General features: G+C 37.6%; 17 protein-coding genes. 4 read left to right on the top strand and 13 right to left on the bottom strand.

Annotated elements, in window-relative coordinates:
• The first annotated feature begins 204 nt into the window (after positions 1–204).
• From ATE92_RS04555 to ATE92_RS04545, 3 genes are all read left to right on the top strand, one after another.
• The gene (locus ATE92_RS04555; protein ID WP_100802576.1) at positions 205–1,875 is read left to right on the top strand and encodes an AAA family ATPase; all 1,671 of its coding nucleotides are present in this window, start codon (positions 205–207) and stop codon (positions 1,873–1,875) included.
• 161 nt (positions 1,876–2,036) lie between these two features.
• Positions 2,037–3,182 (top strand): PIN-like domain-containing protein, encoded by a 1,146-nt coding sequence (locus ATE92_RS04550; protein WP_100802575.1) that lies wholly within the window; start codon positions 2,037–2,039, stop codon positions 3,180–3,182.
• Between the two features lie 152 nt (positions 3,183–3,334).
• Positions 3,335–4,198, top strand: coding sequence for a hypothetical protein (locus ATE92_RS04545; RefSeq protein WP_100802574.1), 864 nt, complete (start codon positions 3,335–3,337; stop codon positions 4,196–4,198).
• 272 nt (positions 4,199–4,470) lie between these two features.
• On the opposite strand, the gene ATE92_RS04540 is transcribed toward ATE92_RS04545, so the two are convergent.
• Genes ATE92_RS04540 through ATE92_RS04530 form a run of 3 tightly spaced genes read right to left on the bottom strand, consistent with a single transcriptional unit; the run spans position 4,471 to position 9,647 of the window.
• Positions 4,471–6,360 (bottom strand): OmpA family protein, encoded by a 1,890-nt coding sequence (locus ATE92_RS04540; protein WP_100802573.1) that lies wholly within the window; start codon positions 6,358–6,360, stop codon positions 4,471–4,473.
• A gap of 23 nt (positions 6,361–6,383) precedes the next feature.
• Positions 6,384–7,298: a type IX secretion system membrane protein PorP/SprF gene (locus ATE92_RS04535; protein WP_100802572.1), complete on the bottom strand. Its 915-nt coding sequence runs from the start codon at positions 7,296–7,298 to the stop codon at positions 6,384–6,386.
• Positions 7,299–7,355: 57 nt separating this feature from the next.
• Positions 7,356–9,647 (bottom strand): gliding motility-associated C-terminal domain-containing protein, encoded by a 2,292-nt coding sequence (locus ATE92_RS04530; RefSeq protein ID WP_157809558.1) that lies wholly within the window; start codon positions 9,645–9,647, stop codon positions 7,356–7,358.
• Positions 9,648–10,125: 478 nt separating this feature from the next.
• Here ATE92_RS04530 and hflX point away from each other — a divergent pair, with 478 nt between their 5' ends.
• Positions 10,126–11,331, top strand: coding sequence for a GTPase HflX (gene hflX, locus ATE92_RS04525; protein ID WP_100802570.1), 1,206 nt, complete (start codon positions 10,126–10,128; stop codon positions 11,329–11,331).
• 122 nt (positions 11,332–11,453) lie between these two features.
• Here hflX and ATE92_RS04520 read toward each other — a convergent pair whose 3' ends face one another.
• The 10 genes from ATE92_RS04520 to sufB form a co-directional block, all read right to left on the bottom strand.
• The gene (locus tag ATE92_RS04520) at positions 11,454–12,374 is read right to left on the bottom strand and encodes a DUF3078 domain-containing protein (protein WP_100802569.1); all 921 of its coding nucleotides are present in this window, start codon (positions 12,372–12,374) and stop codon (positions 11,454–11,456) included.
• A 113-nt stretch (positions 12,375–12,487) separates the two neighbouring features.
• The gene (locus ATE92_RS04515) at positions 12,488–12,994 is read right to left on the bottom strand and encodes a DUF2480 family protein (RefSeq protein WP_100802568.1); all 507 of its coding nucleotides are present in this window, start codon (positions 12,992–12,994) and stop codon (positions 12,488–12,490) included.
• A complete protein-coding gene (locus ATE92_RS04510; protein WP_100802567.1) occupies positions 12,994–13,323 on the bottom strand; it encodes a DUF59 domain-containing protein in 330 nt (109 codons plus the stop codon). The genes ATE92_RS04515 and ATE92_RS04510 overlap by 1 nt, the downstream gene beginning before the upstream one ends.
• A gap of 4 nt (positions 13,324–13,327) precedes the next feature.
• Entirely contained in the window at positions 13,328–13,753 is a 426-nt protein-coding gene (locus ATE92_RS04505) for a SufE family protein (RefSeq protein WP_100802566.1), read from the bottom strand.
• A 1-nt stretch (position 13,754) separates the two neighbouring features.
• Positions 13,755–14,189: an META domain-containing protein gene (locus ATE92_RS04500; protein ID WP_100802565.1), complete on the bottom strand. Its 435-nt coding sequence runs from the start codon at positions 14,187–14,189 to the stop codon at positions 13,755–13,757.
• Between the two features lie 10 nt (positions 14,190–14,199).
• Positions 14,200–15,417 (bottom strand): aminotransferase class V-fold PLP-dependent enzyme, encoded by a 1,218-nt coding sequence (locus ATE92_RS04495; RefSeq protein ID WP_100802564.1) that lies wholly within the window; start codon positions 15,415–15,417, stop codon positions 14,200–14,202.
• 23 nt (positions 15,418–15,440) lie between these two features.
• Positions 15,441–16,757: a Fe-S cluster assembly protein SufD gene (gene sufD / locus ATE92_RS04490; RefSeq protein ID WP_100802563.1), complete on the bottom strand. Its 1,317-nt coding sequence runs from the start codon at positions 16,755–16,757 to the stop codon at positions 15,441–15,443.
• A 23-nt stretch (positions 16,758–16,780) separates the two neighbouring features.
• On the bottom strand, positions 16,781–17,533 hold the full coding sequence (sufC, locus tag ATE92_RS04485; RefSeq protein ID WP_100802562.1) for a Fe-S cluster assembly ATPase SufC: 753 nt from the start codon (positions 17,531–17,533) through the stop codon (positions 16,781–16,783).
• Between the two features lie 2 nt (positions 17,534–17,535).
• Positions 17,536–17,931, bottom strand: a complete 396-nt coding sequence (locus ATE92_RS04480; protein ID WP_100802561.1) for a hypothetical protein — start codon at positions 17,929–17,931, stop codon at positions 17,536–17,538.
• 18 nt (positions 17,932–17,949) lie between these two features.
• Complete coding sequence (gene sufB, locus ATE92_RS04475) at positions 17,950–19,398, bottom strand: Fe-S cluster assembly protein SufB (RefSeq protein WP_100802560.1); 1,449 nt, start codon at positions 19,396–19,398, stop codon at positions 17,950–17,952.
• Between the last annotated feature and the right edge of the window lie 5 nt (positions 19,399–19,403).

The following is a 19,403-nucleotide window of genomic DNA, read 5'->3' as shown; positions in this document are numbered from 1 at the left end:
AAATTTTAAGAACGACAATGACATCCTAGTGCAACCCCAACCATTGCAATAATACACTGGGATTTTTACTTTTTTATTAGGGGCAATATTATGTATTGCTTCTAAGGGCTAAGAACTAAAGAAGACTATTATTATTCTGAGGAAGTTTTTGGGGTAAGACGAATAAAATAGATTATATAATACGTTGGCGTTAATTTAAAAAAAATGAGAATACGAAAAATAGAATTTGAAAATCATCCAATTTTAGGAAATACAAAACTTGATTTTACGGATAATACAGGAAAAACTATTAATACCATAATATTAGCCGGAGAAAATGGAACCGGTAAATCAGTAACTCTAAATACTATTTTTAATTTTTCAAATTATAGCCTTGAAGTTAAAAAAAGAGACGAAAAAAGAACTTTTGAAATTGAATTAAGTGATGATGAAATTAAGACGCTTAAAGAAAGTGAAAACTCAAAAGACTTTTTTAAGCAGCCTTTAAAAAATAATATTTTTAAAATTGGTTTTGACTATTCAATCACAAATAGTTGGAATCAAATTAGCATTACAGCCGAAAATATAGATAATACTATTTTATCTCTACAAGGAACTTTGTTCATTCAGAATGATACAAGACCAATATTAAAAACTATCTTTTCTGATGTTGAAATAAATTTTACATCAAAAGGAATAAAGTCAGTTACAGCAAAAAATATTGATAGCGAAGAGATTCATAGTGAACGTTCAAATTCCGATTTGTCTACTGAAATTGCTCAGCTACTAATCGACATACAAAATCAAGATGCTTTAGAACTTACAGAATGGGCAAGGAATAACACAGGTCAGCCTGTTGAAGAATCAAAAGTAGATGTTAGAACCAAAAGGTTTTCGAAAGCGTTTGAATCAATATTTCCAACAAAAAAATTCAATCGAATTGAAAATCGAAATAATCAAAAGGAAATTGTTTTCGCACAAGGAGAAAATGAAATGACCATTAACGAATTGAGTTCTGGCGAGAAGCAAATTGTTTTTAGAGGAAGTTTTTTATTAAAAAATAAGGAAAGTTCAAAAGGAGCCTTGATTTTAATTGACGAGCCAGAAATAAGCCTTCATCCTACTTGGCAATTAAAAATTCTTACTTATTTCAAGAACTTATTTAGTAGCGAAAATGAACAAACATCTCAAATAATTATTGCAACACACTCACCATTTATAATTCATAATTCAAACAGGGTAGATGACAAAGTAATAGTTTTAAAGAGAAATGACGCAGGACAAATTATAACATCTAATAATCCTGAATTTTATAATTGGACACCTGAAGAAAAAATAAAAAGTGCTTTTAACGTAACTCATATTCTAAAGCCCAATATAATTAATGTTCTTTTAGAAGGAGAAACCGATGAGAAATATTACAATAAGGCAGTTGAGATTTTCGGAATAGATGAAAATTCTATTGACTTTAAATGGATTGGTAGAATTAATGAAAATGGGAATGCTGAAAACACTGGAAATTCTGCTCTAAACCAAGCAAAAACATTTTTTAGAGCTAATCCAAATATGCTAACAGGTAAAGTCATTCTGCTTTATGATAGTGACACAGATAAACCTGAAGAAACATTTAATAATTTAGAAATCAGAATAATGCCTAAAAATGAACATAACAATTTATATTTAATAGGTATTGAGAATTTGCTTGTTTTGCCAGACGACTTTGACAAAGAACTATTTTACAAAGTAAAAACAAGAACAGATAAGTATGGAGCTGAAAGTTTAATAAGAGAATTAGATAAATCAAAATTATGTAATTATATCTGCGATGATTTGGATATAGAAAAACAAAAAGAAATTTTAATTAAACTTAATGTAGAAATTGAGAAACTGAAATAAAAACTAACGCCAACACCGTGTATAATTAATGGCTGGTTCTCGCCTACTTACGAAAATCCTCGCGGATTTTCTATTTGGTTTTTATTTACCAAATTCCGTGCTTAAACACGCCACTAATCATACACAAACACGTTAGGTGTAATTAAAGCTCACTCAAAACTATGATGAAAGAATTATATAGTGGATATTCAAAAAAGACTGAGAAAGAGTTAAAAGAACTTTGGAAAAACAGTCTCATTACATTTGATACAAATGTTATTCTTAATCTTTACAGATATTCTGATTCTACAAGAGTTGCAATTTTAGAATTGATTAAAAAATTTGAAAAACAAATATTCTTGGCGTATCAAGTTGGATTAGAATACAATCGAAATAGATATGAAATAATATCAGACCAAGAAAACTCTCATAACGATTTTTTAAAAAAATTAAAAATTATTGAAGACGACCTTAATTCTAAAGACAGCCCACCTTTTTTATCAGACAGTTTGCACAATTCATTAAGTAAAGTATTCAATAATGTAGAAAAGGAAGTGAAAGAACATATTGAATCTTTTCTAAAAATGCCAGAGAATGATGAAATATTCAACAAAATAGACAAGCTCTTCAATGGTAAAATAACCGAAAAATTTGATGAGGAAAGAATAAAGCAAATATATCAAGAAGGAAAATTAAGGTTTGACAAAAAAATACCACCAGGTTATGAAGACCATAAAAAACCTGAGGAGACAAGATACGGAGACCTCATTTTTTGGTTGCAAATTTTAGAAAAATCTAAAGCCGAAAAAAAATCAATAATCTTGATTTCAGATGAAAGAAAAGAAGACTGGATTTGGAAGCTAAAAAATGGTAAAACAATTGGGCCTAGACAAGAATTACTTGAAGAAATGAAAACATTCTCAGGTAAAGATTTCCATATTTATTCAACAGAAAGATTTCTAAACTTTGGGCAAATGTATTTACAGGAAAATGTTAATGATAAAGCGATTAAAGAAATTGAAAACATCAAAAAGTCTGACTTAGATGCTCAAATACGTGAATTACAAAAATTAAGTGAAAGTGCGATTTTGAAATCGCAAGAACGTCAAAAAACATACTACCAAAGAATTGAAAAATATTTAGAACAACTTACGCCAAGAGAAGCAGATGTTTTTCGATTGAATGCAGGAATTGGCTCACAAGACGCAATGTCACTAAGGGAAATAGCAGAATTGTTTGACTTAAGTCCGTCTATGGTTAGTAAAATTAAAAATAATGCAGTAGAAAAATTAAGAAAGATTTCAGATAATGATAAGCTGATAGATTAATTAAAATAACTACACCTAACACCATAAAATTAATTGCTAGTTCTAGCCTACTTACGAAAATCCTCGCGGATTTTCTGTTTGGTTTGTATTTGCTAAATTAGGTGCTTAAACACACAACTAATATTATACACAAACGTTAGCCTGCATTTAATTTGACCCGTAAATTTACATTTAATAAAATCTATGTTATTGAGTCTCTAAATGAAAATGAGGATCAATTAACTGGCTCTTTATTATATAATGATTTGCTCCGATGGAAATCATTTAAACGGATGGATCTCAGTTCGGAATTGGTCAAAGTGCATAACAAAAATGATTTTTTTCAATTATTCGAACGTATTTTTATAGAATGTACTGTAGAGAAGATATTCCCAATGTTACATTTTGAAATTCACGGAGACAAATTAAAAAAAGGATTAATATTAACTTCAGGTGAAATCATAGAATGGAATAACTTGTACGAACAACTTGTTAAAATTAATAATGCAATCGGAAATCATCTTTTTATAACTTTAGCTGTTTGTTACGGTGCATATCTAATGCAACTAATACAAATTTATAAGCCATCTCCATTTTGGGGAATTATAGGATCATTCGAAGAAATTCAACAAAGTGATATTTTAATAAGATACAACGAGTTTTATAATGAATTTTTAGATTCCTTAAACCTAAATAGTGCTTTAGAAAAGCTTCATAAAGCAAATCCGACCTTGCCTTCAAACTATCGATTTATAAATTCAGAAGAAACTTTTCAGAAAATATATAAAAAATATATATCAGAAAGATTTACCCATGACGCATTAAATCAACGAACATTACAAATTATTACTAACAGTGAAGTTCCAATTCAAAATCGTAGTCATAAAAGGAAGTTTTCTAAAGATTTTAAGAAAAAATTAATGTCTACTCGTAAATATTACTTTAAAAAACATAAATCCATTTTCTTTATGACAAAAGAATTTCCTGAGAATAAAACTAGATTCAAAATAAAATTAACGCAAGCTAACACAGGCTAAATATTCAGCGGTTAGATAGTCAATAATTTAGAAATTACTACATTTAATAAACTAAAGAGGTTCCGACAAATTCACGTACCTACTTTTGCTCGTCCTTCCGAGTCGTTCGCAGCTCCGTGAGCCGCTTCTGAAGCACACTCACAAAAGTAGCAGTCCGCCGAAATGTTAGCCCTACACGTTACAAGAATAGGCTACATAGCCTGGAAATACACAGGCAGCGGCAATCCCGAAAATGACGGTACGTACGAGTTAGATGATATTGAAATCAGTTATTAACGTTCTATGATCAAAAACTCAGACCTTCTGTTCTTCTGATGTTGTTCTTCGGAACAATTATCTCCACAGGAAACAGCCGGTTTAGACTCGCCAAATCCTTTTCCGCTAATGCGATTTTTATCGATTCCTTGTGCGATTACATACTGTACGGTCGATTGTGCACGTCTTTCCGATAAATCCATGTTGTATTCATCACTCGCACGGCTGTCTGTATGACTTTCCACCGCAATTTTTAAGTTGGGATATTTCTTCATGAGACTCACCAATTTGTCCAGTTCGAAGGCAGCCTTCGGCTTAATATTGTGTTTGTCCAAATCGAAAAGAATAGGGTTGAGTTGAATCTTATCATCCACAATAATCGCTTCAATAGGTCTTAGTTCCAGTACATTTGAAATACGGGTATCGTTAGCGGCCTCAACGGTCAAGGCATTGCTCTCATATCCGGGAGCTACCGCCTGTACCACGTGCGATTTATCGCAGGCAGCTGTTAGCACAGATTTCCCCTCAGCGTTGGTGGTCTTACTTCCCAGGATGTTTTCAAGAGTATCGTACAGGTCTAATCGAGCCCCTTCTATGGGTTGACGCGTATATTCATTGATGACCAACATATCCAACATCACTTCACAAAATTCTAATTTTTTGATCGCAAAGATATCGTCACTTCCTTTTCCGCCCGATCTGTTTGATGAAACATATCCTGTCTTGGTATCGGGGTTGTATTTAAAAGCGAAATCGTCTTCAGAGCTGTTCACACCTTTTCCCATGTTTATGGGTTCGGCAAAGCCGCTTTTGGTAATATCTGCCACAAAAACATCTAGTCCGCCAATGCCCAAATGTCCATCACTCGAAAAGTACAGATTTCCACTGTTGTCTACATATGGAAAGACCTCTTTTCCTTCGGTGTTAATGGCATCGCTCAAGCGTACCGGGCTTCCCAAACTTCCGTCGGTTGCAATGGAAACACTATAAATATCGCTCATGCCTTTTCCTCCGGGCATATCGCTCACAAAATATAAGGTCTTTTCATCGGGACTTAGGGCCGGATGTCCCGTGGAATATTCATCGCTGTTAAAGGCAACCGATTGCACGTCTTTCCAAACACCGTCTATATTTTCGGCGTAGTATAAATTTATCTGATTGATCCCTTCGGCACTTTTATCGTAATCGCCTTTGTGATAATCGTTTCGGTCAAAATACATGCGCTTTCCATCTGAAGTAATGGCCACATTCCCTTCGTGAAATTTTGTATTGACATCTCCCTTAATTAATTCGGCATTTTTAATGGTACCGCCCACGTCGGTGGCTTTATACACGTCCAAAAAGGGTTCTTCATTCATGCCGTGTTTTTTACGGGTTGTATTTCTTGCTGAAGAAAAATAGAATTCCTTCCCTAACATAGTTCCTCCAAACTCGGAGTAAGTAGAATTTATTTCTTCCATGTTCTTGGCTTCGTATTGAGGCCTTTCTTCCATAATGGTAGGGAGATAATCGGGGTTTTTCATGAATTCAATTGCTCTGGAATCACTTGGTTTCATTTCGGCGAATTGCTTCATATAGGTATTGTAGTCACTAAATTTTCCATTGGCTTTTAGTGATTGAGCGTAGTTGTACACGGTTTCGGCTTCAACTTTTTTCCCTTTTACAACTCTGCCGTAAAAGGTTTCGGCTTTTTTCGTATCGTTAATATAATAATAGCTATTTGCCAGGCGTTCAAAAACATAACGACTTCCTTTACCGTTTTTCAGCAATTTTTGATAAGCTTCGGCTGCATCGGTATACAACAATCTGTCGTATAATTGATCGGCCTTCTTCGTGTCATTATTTTGAGCTTCGACCTGAAAAGCGCCGAATGTAAAAAGTAATAGTATGAGGTATATATTTTTCATCTTCAATGAAATTAGATTTGTTGTTAAAAGTATCTTGGAGAGCGTAGTGCACGTTTGGAGAAACCAATGTCAAAGGTCAGAATGATTTCGTGAGAAGCATCACTCACCACATTGATATCGGATACCACATGATCGTATGCATATCCAATTCGAATATTATCTGTGGCTTGAAAGCCTACCAGTCCGCTAAACGAATCGTCCAGTCTGTAAGAAGCTCCAATTTCAAATTTCTCGTAGAATAAGGCATTGAGATTCACATCGTATGAAAGAGGCGCATCGAATGCCGATTTCACCATTACAGAGGGTTTTAACTTTGTGTTTTCACTTAGCTGAAACACATATCCGGCGGTTCCGAAATAGTGATTGGTCTCGCTTCCGTATTTAAGTCCGTTCTCATCCAAATGCACCGAATTCAAGAAATTGGGAACCGATACACCTATATAGAATTTATCGCCATAGAAAAATGCGCCGGCACCAACATTGGGATAGGTGTTATTGATGTTTTGAGAAAAAAACGGATCGTTTGGATCTTGCAATTCTAAATCTAAAAGGCCTACATCGTGAAAGGTAACGCCGGCTTTTAGACCCAGTGCTAGTTTTAAATTTTCACCCACTTGAAGGGTATAAGAGAAATCTGCATATACATTGGTCTCCTTTACGGGGCCCAATTCGTCCTTTATAGCTGAAAGTCCCAGACCCACCTTGTCGCTTATGGGAGAATGAGCCGAAAAGGTAATAGTTTCGGGGGCACCGTCAAATCCCGACCACTGTTTTCTATACAAGGCTGTGACAGACAGCAATTCTTTGGCTCCCGCATACGCCGGGTTCACCACATTCATATTGTACATATATTGAGTGTACTGAGGATCTTGTTGCGCCGAAGTAAGGGAAGGGCACAATAAGCAAACCAAAAGTACTAGTATGATAACGTTTTTCATTATGAGGTTGTTTAGGTTAGTTAAATAAAAATAAATCCTATCGACATGTATCATAGCTTAATTTGATTCTCTGTTCAGATAAATCCATCCCGTCTTTAGATCTCCAAATTCAACATCAGGATTCGAGAATTTAATCACATAGAAATACGTTCCTGTAGGCAGGTCGGCGGCGTCTTTGTCTTGTCCGCACCATTGGTTCAGATAGTCACTTTGATTAAACACCGAGGCGCCATATCGGTTAAAGACCTCAAGAGAGAAAGATCCACTCCTATCGGATATAAATTCTAGGTCGAGACAATCGTTCATTCCGTCACCATTAGGGGAAAGGCCTTCCGAAATTAGACATTGCCCGATGTTGTATAATGAAATGTCAACTGAATCTTCTCCGGTACAATTTCCGGAAGAGATGATTACGGTAACAGTTTGAGATCCTGTCGTATTCGAAGCGAAAGAAATATCTATACTACTTCCTGTTTCATCAGGGAGTGTATCTCCATTTACTAACCATTGATAGGTCACATCTGTTTCTTCGGTTGCGGCGGAAATGGTACGAACTTCATTCGCGCAGGTTTTAAAATCCTCCCCCAGAGAAACCACTAAGTCTTCTCGAGGCGAAACAACAACCGAATCTTCGGCGGTGCAAATTCCTATTGAAACTACTACGCTATAAACACCTTCTTCTAAAACCTCCAATGTTGGAGATGTTTCTGATGGGAGGATAGTTCCATTCATGCTCCACTCATAGGTTGCCAAGGCAGGGTCGTAGTTGGACGGACTGGCGTCCAAGATAAGGGCTTCATCAAAACAAGTTTCAATATCTTCACCCAAAGACATTTCAATTTCGTTTGGCACTACACTAACTGTGTCCACACTATTACAAAAACCAAACGTAACAACTACACTGTAGTCTCCGAAGTCTGATACCAATAAGGTAGGGCTTGTTTCAGCAGGCAATACATTTCCGTTTAAACTCCATTGGTAAGTAGCTAATGCCGGATCGAAATTAGAAGGAGAAGCGTCTAATAAAGCAACTTCTTCGAAACAGGTAGTTATGGTATCACCAAGTTCAATTAACGGATCTTCTCCGAATTCAATAGTTACATCCCGGTTTACAATACAGTCATCAATTTCAACTTCCACACTGTAGGTGTTGGATTGCGAAACAGTGATTGATTGAGTAGTTTCTCCGGTGCTCCATAAAAAGGTAGCATCTGCAGGATCGGCACCACCAATAGCTGCTGTAATTTCATAGTCGGCTTGATCGCATAATTGCTGATCGGCACCTAAATCGACAGAGTAGCTAGCCACCGAAGTCACCGTAACATCATCTTGTAATACTACGGTATCCCCGTTACACTCATTGGTATAAGTTACTCTGGCCGTGTATACCTCGCTTCCGTCTGGACACACGTTTATTGTTGCCGTGGTTCCAATTACAGTTCCACCGGCATCAACCCATTCGAAACTAAATGTTTCAGCCCCAGCCGGAGTAAAACGCCATGCTTCGTTTGTGGTTGTCCATGGAGAATCGGAAGTGTTTCTTCCCGGAGGGACATAGGCAATGTTCCCGTCGTTATTTTGTATTCCCAAAGCGGCATTTCCGTCATTCCATGACGGACAGGAAGGTTTGTCCTGAATATAAATCTCAATCACATTGGAAAATTCGTAAAACACAACCATTTGAGTCGCCAATAGGCTATTACAAGTGCCTGAGAACATTGGAACTTCGAAATAGGATACTACCAAAACCCGATTGGGATAAGTTCCTAAGACTTCGTAGCCAATTTCCTCGGTATTCGATACAGATGGGTCTATATCATGCCCGGGAGTAAATACATTTGCTTCCCCCAAAGTTGGATTCGAGTTATTAGGAAGATCCTCGGTAAAAGACCATCCATTGGAAGTATCGTTTGGATCGACGTCAAAACGAATTACACCATTCGAGCCTACCTGAAATTGCTGTTCTAAATTTCCGAAATAACAAAAATCAAATGGTAGCGTATCCACATCGGACCAAGCATCGTCGATATTCGGGTTTAGAGGATTGGCCAAACCATTAAAAGCAAACGGTGGATTATACGGAATAGATTCTACCGTATAAACTGAGCTACTGGTTTCATAGGTTGAAAGAAAGCTGGCCGTAATATCGGCGCAACCGTTCGTGCCATCACAATCTATTGTCACATCCGGGCCGGCATCAACAAACAAAGAGCCGGGTCCCTGCGCCATAGTGGGCAAAGTTAAAAAGATCAGAAAGACAGTGGGGATCAATAATTTTTTAGTACTGCCTAAAAGTGAGGTTTTTCCAACCCATAAGGCTGAAAATTTTGAGGAGTAAAAATGATTCATAAAAATAAAATTGGTTGATAGGGTAGCTAATGTATACAAATAAATTTCTTCTGTCAAAATTTGTAAGAAAAAAACTCACACCCTTAAAAAAAACACCTTATTAAATTGTTATTTTTTGGCGCTTCTTATCCGCTGGAAATGTGTTGTATACGGGAAAATAATCATTAATTCCTCCAAAATATTTATGTCATGCGAAAGTTCTAAAAGGATTACCTTGAATCTTACCGTCATAGTGTGTTAGATATTTTGGAGTGAAAAAAACTGTTTGGGTTGAATTTTTAATTCTTTTTCTGCGAGCATCGTCACCCAATGTCGATGCGGGCTTGAATGTGTCGAATAGATTTTCCGGATGTTAAAGAGCAATAGTATAACGGTTGCTTTGTTCTGAAGCATCCTGCATGCATTGTCTGTTAATTGCTTCTAAAATACAAAAAACCCTTGCAATGTGTTTTGTACATTTGTGAAAGATATTTAGTATATGCTCGAGAAAAACGAAATAGATTACGAAAAGGTCATACTTATTGGTCTTATTACACAACAACAGGATGAAGTCAAGTCTCAGGAATATTTAGATGAACTGGAATTTTTGGCGTATACAGCCGGAGGAGAAGTCTTGAAGCGTTTTGTTCAGAAAATGGAAATGCCCAATCCCAAAACTTTTATTGGAACCGGGAAGTTGGAAGAAGTACGCGTTTTTGTGGAAGAAAACGATATTGGCGTTGCTATTTTCGATGACGAGCTTTCTCCTGCACAACAAAAAAATATTGAAAAGATATTGCTTTGTAAAATAATAGACCGCACCAATTTAATCCTCGACATATTTGCCCAACGTGCTCAAACAAGTTATGCACGAACACAGGTAGAATTGGCACAATATGAATATTTACTACCACGTCTGGCAGGAATGTGGACTCACCTTGAAAGACAACGTGGAGGAATAGGAATGCGGGGTCCGGGGGAGACAGAAATTGAAACCGACCGGCGTATTGTTAGAGATCGTATTGCATTATTGAAAAAGAAAATTAAATCCATAGACAAACAAATGTCTGTACAACGAGGCAATAGAGGGTCCCTTGTTAGAGTTGCGCTGGTAGGATATACCAACGTTGGAAAGTCAACCCTCATGAATGTGATAAGCAAAAGTGAGGTATTTGCCGAGAATAAGCTCTTTGCCACCTTGGATACTACTGTGAGAAAGGTTGTGATTGGCAACCTGCCTTTCTTGCTTACCGATACCGTAGGGTTTATCAGGAAATTACCCACCCAATTGGTTGAAAGTTTTAAAGGAACCTTAGATGAGGTTCGGGAAGCCGATTTATTACTGCATATAGTAGATATTTCGCATCCTTCTTTTGAAGATCATATTGCTTCAGTAAATAAAATTTTGGACGAAATTGATAGTGCAGATAAGCCAACTGTGATGGTTTTTAATAAAATTGATGCCTTTGAAGCTGAAACCATAGATGAAGATGATTTGGTGACCGAAAAAACGAAAGCACATTATAGCCTAGAAGACTGGAAGCGCACCTGGATGAATTCCATGGGGAGCGATGCCATTTTTATTTCAGCCTTAGAAAAAGAGAATTTTGAAGAATTCAGGAAGTTAGTCTACGAGAAAGTGAAGGAAATTCATAGTAGCAGATTTCCATATAATCACTTTTTGTATGATGAATTTACCGAATAAAAAAGCCGTCAATTAAGACGGCTTTTCGCAGTAGCTTGAACCTTTCGAAACTAACTAACCAAAGATATAAAAACATCGATCGGTCCAATTTAGCGCTACTACTTAATCAATCAATTCGGGTATTAAAATCCATATGTCACTCCAATACCCAAAGCTTCTCTAATTTGGAAACCTTGTACGGCATTGTCGTCATAAATAGCTTGTAAAGTTGCATTCGCTGTTATGTATTTGTTTACAGACAGCATCAAATTAAGGGTGTAATCTATATCCACGTTTTGAGGATCTTCCAGGTAATTTGAGTAGAGATTTAAAACGTTTTCCATTGTAACGTTTTTCATTAAATCTGTCTTCGCATATGCCGAAACCGAGGCTCCAAACTCAAAACGAGTTGTTTCATTCGCTTCCACCCCAAAGTATCCACCTGCTTCATTAAAGGCGTCAATAAGCGCTTGATCTGGTCCAACATCGGTAAAATCACTACTTACAATAATGAGTTTCGCAGTTGCAGGGGAGATATTAACTTTTAAATTATCACTTTTTTTCCAGAGCATTCCGGGTCCCGTTTGAATATAGCCCGGTGATAAAAACTTGGTTACTTCGGTTCGAGTTTCATTACCGGCATCGACTTCACCATACACATATCCGGAAGTAATTTGAGTTTTGAAGTTAAGGAAATAAGAGTAATACCAGTTGCTTTCATTTATTTGTTTCCCAACAAGCGAGTTTAATTCTAAACGATCGTTTGTCTTTCGGGAAAATTCCTGATCTTTTAATTTGGTAATACCGTAATCGGCAACGATACGGTTGTCCCAAACTAACTTCCCTTGACGGTAGTTGAAATCGTATGTAAGATTCAAATTCGCCGAATAGTTGGAAGTTCCGCCTCCTGTCCATTCTTCGTTAAATGCTGCCTGACTAAATAATAAGGACACATTTCCTGTCTTTACCCAACCGTCCTTTGGCGGTTCTTTCTCATCGCTGTCCTGCGCAAAAAGAAGAGTAGGGAAAATAAAAAATACAAGTAGATAGGTCAGTTTTTTCATTCGTTAGAGTTTTATACGGGACAAATTTAAGGCTTACTTTCTTCTTTCTGAAAAAATAGCACACCGGGATAACTGTGCTTTCGATATGCAACACTACATTTTCGATAAACAACTTACTTTTTTTTGTACAATGGAACTGAAGAACAGGCTTCCCCGTACATAATACTTTGTGCCACCGCCTGAAGTTTTTGCGCTAACAGCACATAGGCGGAAGCAGGAATAGGTTTATGCGAACATCCTTTAATGATCACAGACTTACTGGTATAAGAATCGACCGGCATATTTTCAATTATTTCGGAAAATAAAACAGTTTCGAGTTCTTCCAGCGTTCCCACTGTAGTTTTTTCAGCAAAAGGAGCTAATTTAAGAGATAAAAACATATATGCCCAGCCCGGAATAATAGCCTCGGTACTGCAGTAAAGCGCTACAAAACAACCTGAATATTGCGACCAATCATGTGTGTTTGCAGCCTCCCGAAAGTCTTTTTCCTTCAACACAATCCCTTCGAACAACCATTGGGAGATATCAATACTAATGCGTTCTCCCTTCGGATAAAAATCTTCCAAGTCGAGCGTAACGAGTTTACTGTTGGCGACTCTATTTATAATCTCCTCTTTCATTACAGCATGCCTAATTCCAATTTGGCTTCTTCGCTCATTAAATCCTGAGTCCACGGCGGATCAAAGGTAATTTCAACTTCTGCGTCCTTCACCAATTTAATAGATTTTACTTTGTCTTCTACTTCTACAGGTAGTGTTTCGGCGACCGGACAATTTGGAGTGGTGAGCGTCATTAGAATTTTTACTTCCAAATCTTCGTTTACGAAAACATCATAAATCAATCCTAATTCATAAATATCGACAGGTATTTCCGGGTCGTAAATGGTTTTAAGGACCTTTACAATTTTTTCTCCCAGTTCGGTGGTGTCTACAGGGGTTGTTGTTGCCATTTTTTTAGTTTTTAAGTTGTGCCTGATAGGCTACAGCGTACAATTTCATTTGCTTAATCATCGACGCCAATCCATTTGCGCGGGTAGGTGATAAATGTTCTGTCAGGCCTATTTCGTTTATAAAGTCAGTATTGGCGGCTACGATAGCTTCCGGTTTTTGATTGGAGAACACACGTATTAAAATAGCCACAATCCCTTTGGTAATTATGGCATCACTATCGGCGGTAAATACGATTTTGTCACCATTTAATTCGGAATGCAGCCAGACTTTAGATTGACATCCTTTTATTAATTTATCATCAGTTTTAAGGGAAGCGTCAATAAGAGGGAGTGTTTTTCCCAGGTCTATCATATATTCATACTTTTCCATCCAATCATCGAAAAGTGCGAATTCATTAATTAATTCCTCTTGTATGGCCTCAATAGTCATCTTAATTTGTTTCTTTTTTAGCGGTAAGCAAAACGCTTCGGTCTGTTTTTGAGTAGAGCGTAAGCACATTTTCCTGGATTCCATAGGATCCTGTGTTGTTAAGCGCTTGCATAAAATTTCTTTCAGTAGTCATTACCGGCTCCTCACAATACATTTTGGTCGAACCAACTCCACTAAATGACAACGCATATAGATCGAGGGTGTAGCTGCCAAAAAAGTCGTTACAACCTGTATTTCCCCGAATAGTCTTGTCGAGAGCGGCAAAGGTTATAAATGCTTTCTTATCGGCCAATGTGGCCACATTTTTTCCCTCAATAGAAGTAACATTGTAAGTTCCGGAAAGCTGAACGCTACCGGCCACATCAATTACCTTTTTAGTTTCGTCACAACTCATAAGAGCAATGGAAATAGTAAACAATAGAATCAATTTTTTCATAACATTTTTTTTAAGTGAGCATTTTTTTAGCCTTTGTCACGGCTTCAACCAGTTTGTCCACTTCCTCCATAGTATTGTAAAATGCAAAGGAAGCACGGACAGTTCCCGGAATTTTGTAAAAATCCATTATAGGTTGCGCACAATGATGTCCGGTGCGTACCGCTATTCCCAGTTTGTCAACAATTGTACCGATGTCATAAGGATGAATTCCTTCTATATTAAAAGAAATCACCGATGTTTTGGCAGAACCGGTTCCGTAAATTTTTAATCCCTCAATCGCAAGCAATTGTTGGGTTGCATAGTTTAATAACTCTTTTTCATAAGCTTCGATGGCATCAAAACCAATAGTGTTAAGATAATCAATTGCAGCTCCAAAAGCAATTCCCCCACAAATATTTGGTGTGCCTGCTTCAAATTTATGCGGTAATTCTGCATAAGTGGTTTTTTCAAAAGTAACCTCCTTAATCATTTCTCCACCTCCTTGATATGGCGGAAGTTTATTCAACCAAACTTCTTTTCCGTATAAAATACCTACTCCGGTCGGGCCACACATTTTATGAGCAGATGTAACATAAAAATCTACGTCCAATTCTTGTAAATCGGGTTTTATATGAGAACAGGATTGAGCTCCATCTATTAAAACCGCCGCACCAAACGCATGTGCTTTCTCAATAATAGTTTTAATGGGATTAATTGTTCCCAGTGCATTGGAAATATGATTTACAAAGACCAGCTTCGTTTTTTGTGAGAGTAGTTTGTCGTATGCTGAAAGAATCAAAGTGCCTTCCTCGTTCATGGGAATCACTTTTAAAACAGCGCCTGTGTGTTCACATAGCATTTGCCAAGGCACAATGTTGGAATGGTGTTCCATAGCCGAGACAATAATTTCATCCCCCGATTTGAGTAGCGAAGAAAATCCATTAGCCACCAAATTTATTCCATGTGTTGTTCCCGAAGTGAATAGTATTTCGTGGTTGTGTTTACTGTTAAAATGAAGTTGAATCTTTTTGCGGGCTGCCTCGTACGCATTGGTAGCTTCCTGAGACAATGAGTGCACACCACGGTGAATATTTGCATTGTAATTAGAGTAATAATCTACAATACTATCTATAACCTGTTGCGGTTTTTGCGAAGTGGCGGCGTTATCCAAATACACCAAAGGATGTCCGTTTACCTCGCGATGCAGGATAGGAAAATCGGTTCGTATTTTGTGAACATCGAATGCCATGAGAAAGCTAAAAATGATTAAAATTAGACTTCGAAGCCTAAACTGACTCCAATTTTATTGGCAATCAACTTGTTAATTCGCCTCTTAAGTTCAGGAATCTTAACGCTTTCCAAAACATTGTTTGCGAAGGCATACATAAGCAAGGCGCGGGCTTCTTTTTTGGCAATTCCACGGGACCGCATATAGAACAAGGCGTCTTCATCCAGCTGACCAATAGTACAACCGTGTGAACATTTTACATCGTCTGCAAATATCTCCAATTGAGGTTTTGCATTGATGGTCGCTTTATCGTCCACCAGTATATTGTTATTTTGCTGAAAGGCATCCGTTTTTTGAGCGTCTTTTTCGACCACAATCTTTCCATTGAAAACCCCTGTTGAAGCTTGGGCAAAGATTCCTTTGTAGTCCTGATGACTTTCACAATTAGGTGCAATATGATGTACCAAAGTGTTATGGTCTACATGCTGCTTGTCTTCCAGAATGGTAACCCCTTTTAAAGTTGAATTGCAATGCTCTCCTCTTTGAAAAAAGTTAAGGTTGTTTCGGGTGAGGTTTCCGCCAAATGAAAAGGTGTGAACGTTACAATTACTTTCGCGTTCCTGCGAAATATAAGTGTTATCGATTAACGAAGCCGTAGCGACATTATTCTGAATTTTATAATAGTCGACATAGGCTCTTTTTTCAGCAAAAATCTCGGTAACTACATTTGTTAGTACGTTATTCTCTGAAAGGCTTTGATGTCTTTCAATAATTTGAACATGCGCATTTTCTCCAACCACAATTAAATTTCGGGGTTGCAAAAACATAGCCGCTTCATTTCCTGTTGAAAAGTAAATAATCTCAATAGGCTTTTCAACTTCTTTATGCTTCGGAATATGAATGTAAGCTCCTTCTTTGGCAAATGCCGTATTTAGAGAAGTAAGACTATCGTCCATTACTGCTTTGTTAAAATAAGCCTCAATAACGGGCTTGTATTTTGGCTTGTTTAGTGCCGAAGACATTAAACAAACATCCAACTTATCGTGAGTGGTTTCAGAATGAAAAGAACTATACACTCCGTCAATAAACACAATTTTATAGGTGTCTATATCGTGCAGGAAGTACTTTTTAACGTCCTTAAATTCTATAGTTTTGTCCAGTTGCTTCGGAAAAACGTCGTAGTCATTTTTTAGGATGGCGTTTAAAGACGTATACTTCCAGGCTTCTTCTTTTTTTGTTGGAAATCCTTTCTCTTCAAAATTTTTAATAGCGTCATTCCGAAGATCGTGAATAGGCGAATCGTCTTCCAAATTGTCTTCGAAAGCAATGTAAGAGGAAAGTATTTTTTCTTTTAAACTCATGTTTTCAATTTTCGAAATGCTTGTTAGGCGTTTACTTCTTCTTTAATCCAGTCGTAGCCTTTTTCTTCCAGTTCGTGCGCCAACTCTTTTCCTCCCGATTTTACAATTCGACCGTCCAAAAGCACGTGTACAAAGTCGGGAACTATATAATCCAGCAAACGCTGATAGTGGGTAATAACCACCACAGCATTGTCTTTGTTTCTCAATTTATTAACTCCGTTGGCGACAATTTTCAAGGCATCGATATCCAATCCCGAATCTGTTTCGTCCAAAATAGCCAACTTCGGCTCCAGCATCGCCATTTGGAATATCTCGTTTCGCTTTTTCTCTCCTCCTGAAAACCCTTCATTTAAGGATCTGGATAAAAATTTACGATCGATGTCCAACATATCCGCTTTCTCCTTGATTAATTTCAGCATTTCGCCGGCAGGCATGTCTTCCAAGCCTTTTGCCTTACGCGTTTCGTTGATTGCGGTTTTAATGAAGTTGGTGACACTTACTCCGGGAATTTCGACGGGATACTGAAACGATAAAAAGACGCCCTTATGAGCTCTTTCCTCGGGATCCAGTTCGGTGATATCCTGATTGAAAAGCGTGAGTTCTCCCTTGCTTATTTCAAATTCTTCTTTTCCTGCAATAACAGAGGCCAAGGTGCTTTTTCCGGAGCCGTTAGGTCCCATAATAGCGTGTACCTCTCCGGCTTTAACATCCAGATTAATACCCTTAAGTATTTCTTTTTCCTCGACACCTGCGTGCAAATTTTTAATGTGTAGCATGCTTAGCTTTTCTTTTCTTCGATTTTTACATCGGCTTGTGCCGGTGTATTGCTTACTTTGATTATTTCTGTGATGGTTAGAATATGATCCCAGCCTTCTTGGCCCTGTGGTTTAGGTGATAGAGCGCCTTTTACCGTTACTTCTACCATATCAAATTCTTCCTTTTTTACGGGTTTAACCTGTTCTCCAAGTTTCGCTGCCATGTCGTCCATTTTTACACCGTAGATAAAATCGGATCCCTTTAATACAGCCGCATCGGCCATATAAATAAATTCACCACGATACACCTGAACCGGGCCTAAAACTTCCGAAGCAGTGTCTTCCGAATTTTTTTCTTCCGAATTTTTACAAGAAAAAAGAACTAATGAAAGTGCAAATAGTAAAAAGATTTTTTTCATAACAATACGCTGTTTTTTTTATCCAACTGAGCCTTCGAGGCTTATTTCCAGTAGTTTTTGTGCCTCTACGGCAAATTCCATAGGAAGCTTGTTCAACACTTCTTTGCTAAAACCATTTACAATTAAAGCGATGGCTTTTTCGGTATTAATACCTCGCTGATTACAATAAAAAATTTGGTCTTCCCCAATTTTACTCGTGGTAGCTTCGTGCTCTATCTGAGCCGATTTGTTTTTTACTTCAATATAGGGGAAGGTATGAGCCCCACAATTGTTACCCATCAACAACGAATCGCATTGCGAAAAATTACGAGCATTGTCTGCGTTCGGACTAATTTTTACCAAGCCTCGGTAGCTGTTTTGAGATTTTCCGGCCGAAATTCCTTTAGAAATAATGGTGCTTCTCGTGTTTTTTCCCAAGTGAATCATCTTGGTTCCTGTATCGGCCTGCTGGTAATTATTGGTTACCGCAATCGAGTAAAACTCACCTATGGAGTTATCACCTTTAAGGATACAGCTAGGGTATTTCCAGGTGATAGCACTTCCGGTTTCTACCTGTGTCCATGAAATTTTAGCTCCGGTTTCGCAAAGACCTCGTTTCGTTACGAAGTTGTAAACCCCTCCTTTACCGTCTTTTCCTCCCGGATACCAGTTTTGTACGGTCGAATATTTTATTTCGGCATTGTCTAAAGCCACTAATTCGACGACTGCGGCGTGCAACTGATTTTCATCGCGACTTGGCGCAGTACATCCTTCCAAATAGCTAACGTAACTTCCTTCGTCTGCAATTACCAGCGTTCTTTCAAACTGACCGGTTCCGGCCTGATTGATTCTGAAATAGGTAGACAATTCCATAGGGCAACGAACGCCTTTCGGGATATAACAGAAGGAGCCATCACTAAAAACAGCACTGTTTAAGGCCGCATAAAAGTTGTCGCGCTGAGGAACCACACTGCCAATATATTTCTTAACTAATTCGGGATGTTTTTTAATTGCTTCGGAAATGGAACAAAAGATGATTCCTTTTTTAGCCAAAGTATCTTTAAAAGTGGTGGCAACCGAAACAGAATCCATCACGATATCGACCGCAACTCCCGCCAGTTTTTTCTGCTCATCCAACGAAATACCCAGTTTTTTGAAAGTTTCCAATAATTCTGGATCTACTTCATCTATGCTGTCGTATTTAGGTTTTTTGGAAGGCGCCGAATAGTAGGAAATATTCTGAAAATTCGGCTTTTGATATGTTACGTTTGCCCACTCGGGTTCAGTCATTTCTTGCCAATATCGAAATGCTTCAAGGCGCCATTGCGTCATCCAATCGGGTTCTTCTTTCTTTTTAGAAATTGCCCTAACAATATCTTCGTTTAAACCAATAGGAAATGTTTCCGATTCTATATCGGTATAGAAACCGTATTCATATTCTTTGGTCTCGAGTTCTTTCTTTAAATCGTCTTCAGTAAACTTACCCATTTTTC

Origin of the sequence: Ulvibacter sp. MAR_2010_11 (assembly GCF_002813135.1) — a bacterium.
Classification (GTDB): Bacteria; Bacteroidota; Bacteroidia; order Flavobacteriales; family Flavobacteriaceae; genus Altibacter.
The sequence above is the reverse complement of the archived record's forward strand: the minus strand, read 5'-3'. Positions and strand labels throughout refer to the sequence as shown.

Coding starts and splice junctions, on each gene's coding strand:
- sufD (WP_100802563.1), bottom strand. CDS start 16,757: ATGAGTTTAAAAGAAAAAATACTTTCCTCTTACATTGCTTTCGAAGAC.
- ATE92_RS04550 (WP_100802575.1), top strand. CDS start 2,037: ATGATGAAAGAATTATATAGTGGATATTCAAAAAAGACTGAGAAAGAG.
- ATE92_RS04530 (WP_157809558.1), bottom strand. CDS start 9,647: ATGAATCATTTTTACTCCTCAAAATTTTCAGCCTTATGGGTTGGAAAA.
- ATE92_RS04555 (WP_100802576.1), top strand. CDS start 205: ATGAGAATACGAAAAATAGAATTTGAAAATCATCCAATTTTAGGAAAT.
- hflX (WP_100802570.1), top strand. CDS start 10,126: ATGCTCGAGAAAAACGAAATAGATTACGAAAAGGTCATACTTATTGGT.
- ATE92_RS04510 (WP_100802567.1), bottom strand. CDS start 13,323: ATGGCAACAACAACCCCTGTAGACACCACCGAACTGGGAGAAAAAATT.
- ATE92_RS04535 (WP_100802572.1), bottom strand. CDS start 7,298: ATGAAAAACGTTATCATACTAGTACTTTTGGTTTGCTTATTGTGCCCT.
- ATE92_RS04515 (WP_100802568.1), bottom strand. CDS start 12,994: ATGAAAGAGGAGATTATAAATAGAGTCGCCAACAGTAAACTCGTTACG.
- sufC (WP_100802562.1), bottom strand. CDS start 17,533: ATGCTACACATTAAAAATTTGCACGCAGGTGTCGAGGAAAAAGAAATA.
- ATE92_RS04520 (WP_100802569.1), bottom strand. CDS start 12,374: ATGAAAAAACTGACCTATCTACTTGTATTTTTTATTTTCCCTACTCTT.
- ATE92_RS04505 (WP_100802566.1), bottom strand. CDS start 13,753: ATGACTATTGAGGCCATACAAGAGGAATTAATTAATGAATTCGCACTT.
- ATE92_RS04540 (WP_100802573.1), bottom strand. CDS start 6,360: ATGAAAAATATATACCTCATACTATTACTTTTTACATTCGGCGCTTTT.
- ATE92_RS04480 (WP_100802561.1), bottom strand. CDS start 17,931: ATGAAAAAAATCTTTTTACTATTTGCACTTTCATTAGTTCTTTTTTCT.
- ATE92_RS04500 (WP_100802565.1), bottom strand. CDS start 14,189: ATGAAAAAATTGATTCTATTGTTTACTATTTCCATTGCTCTTATGAGT.
- ATE92_RS04495 (WP_100802564.1), bottom strand. CDS start 15,417: ATGGCATTCGATGTTCACAAAATACGAACCGATTTTCCTATCCTGCAT.
- sufB (WP_100802560.1), bottom strand. CDS start 19,398: ATGGGTAAGTTTACTGAAGACGATTTAAAGAAAGAACTCGAGACCAAA.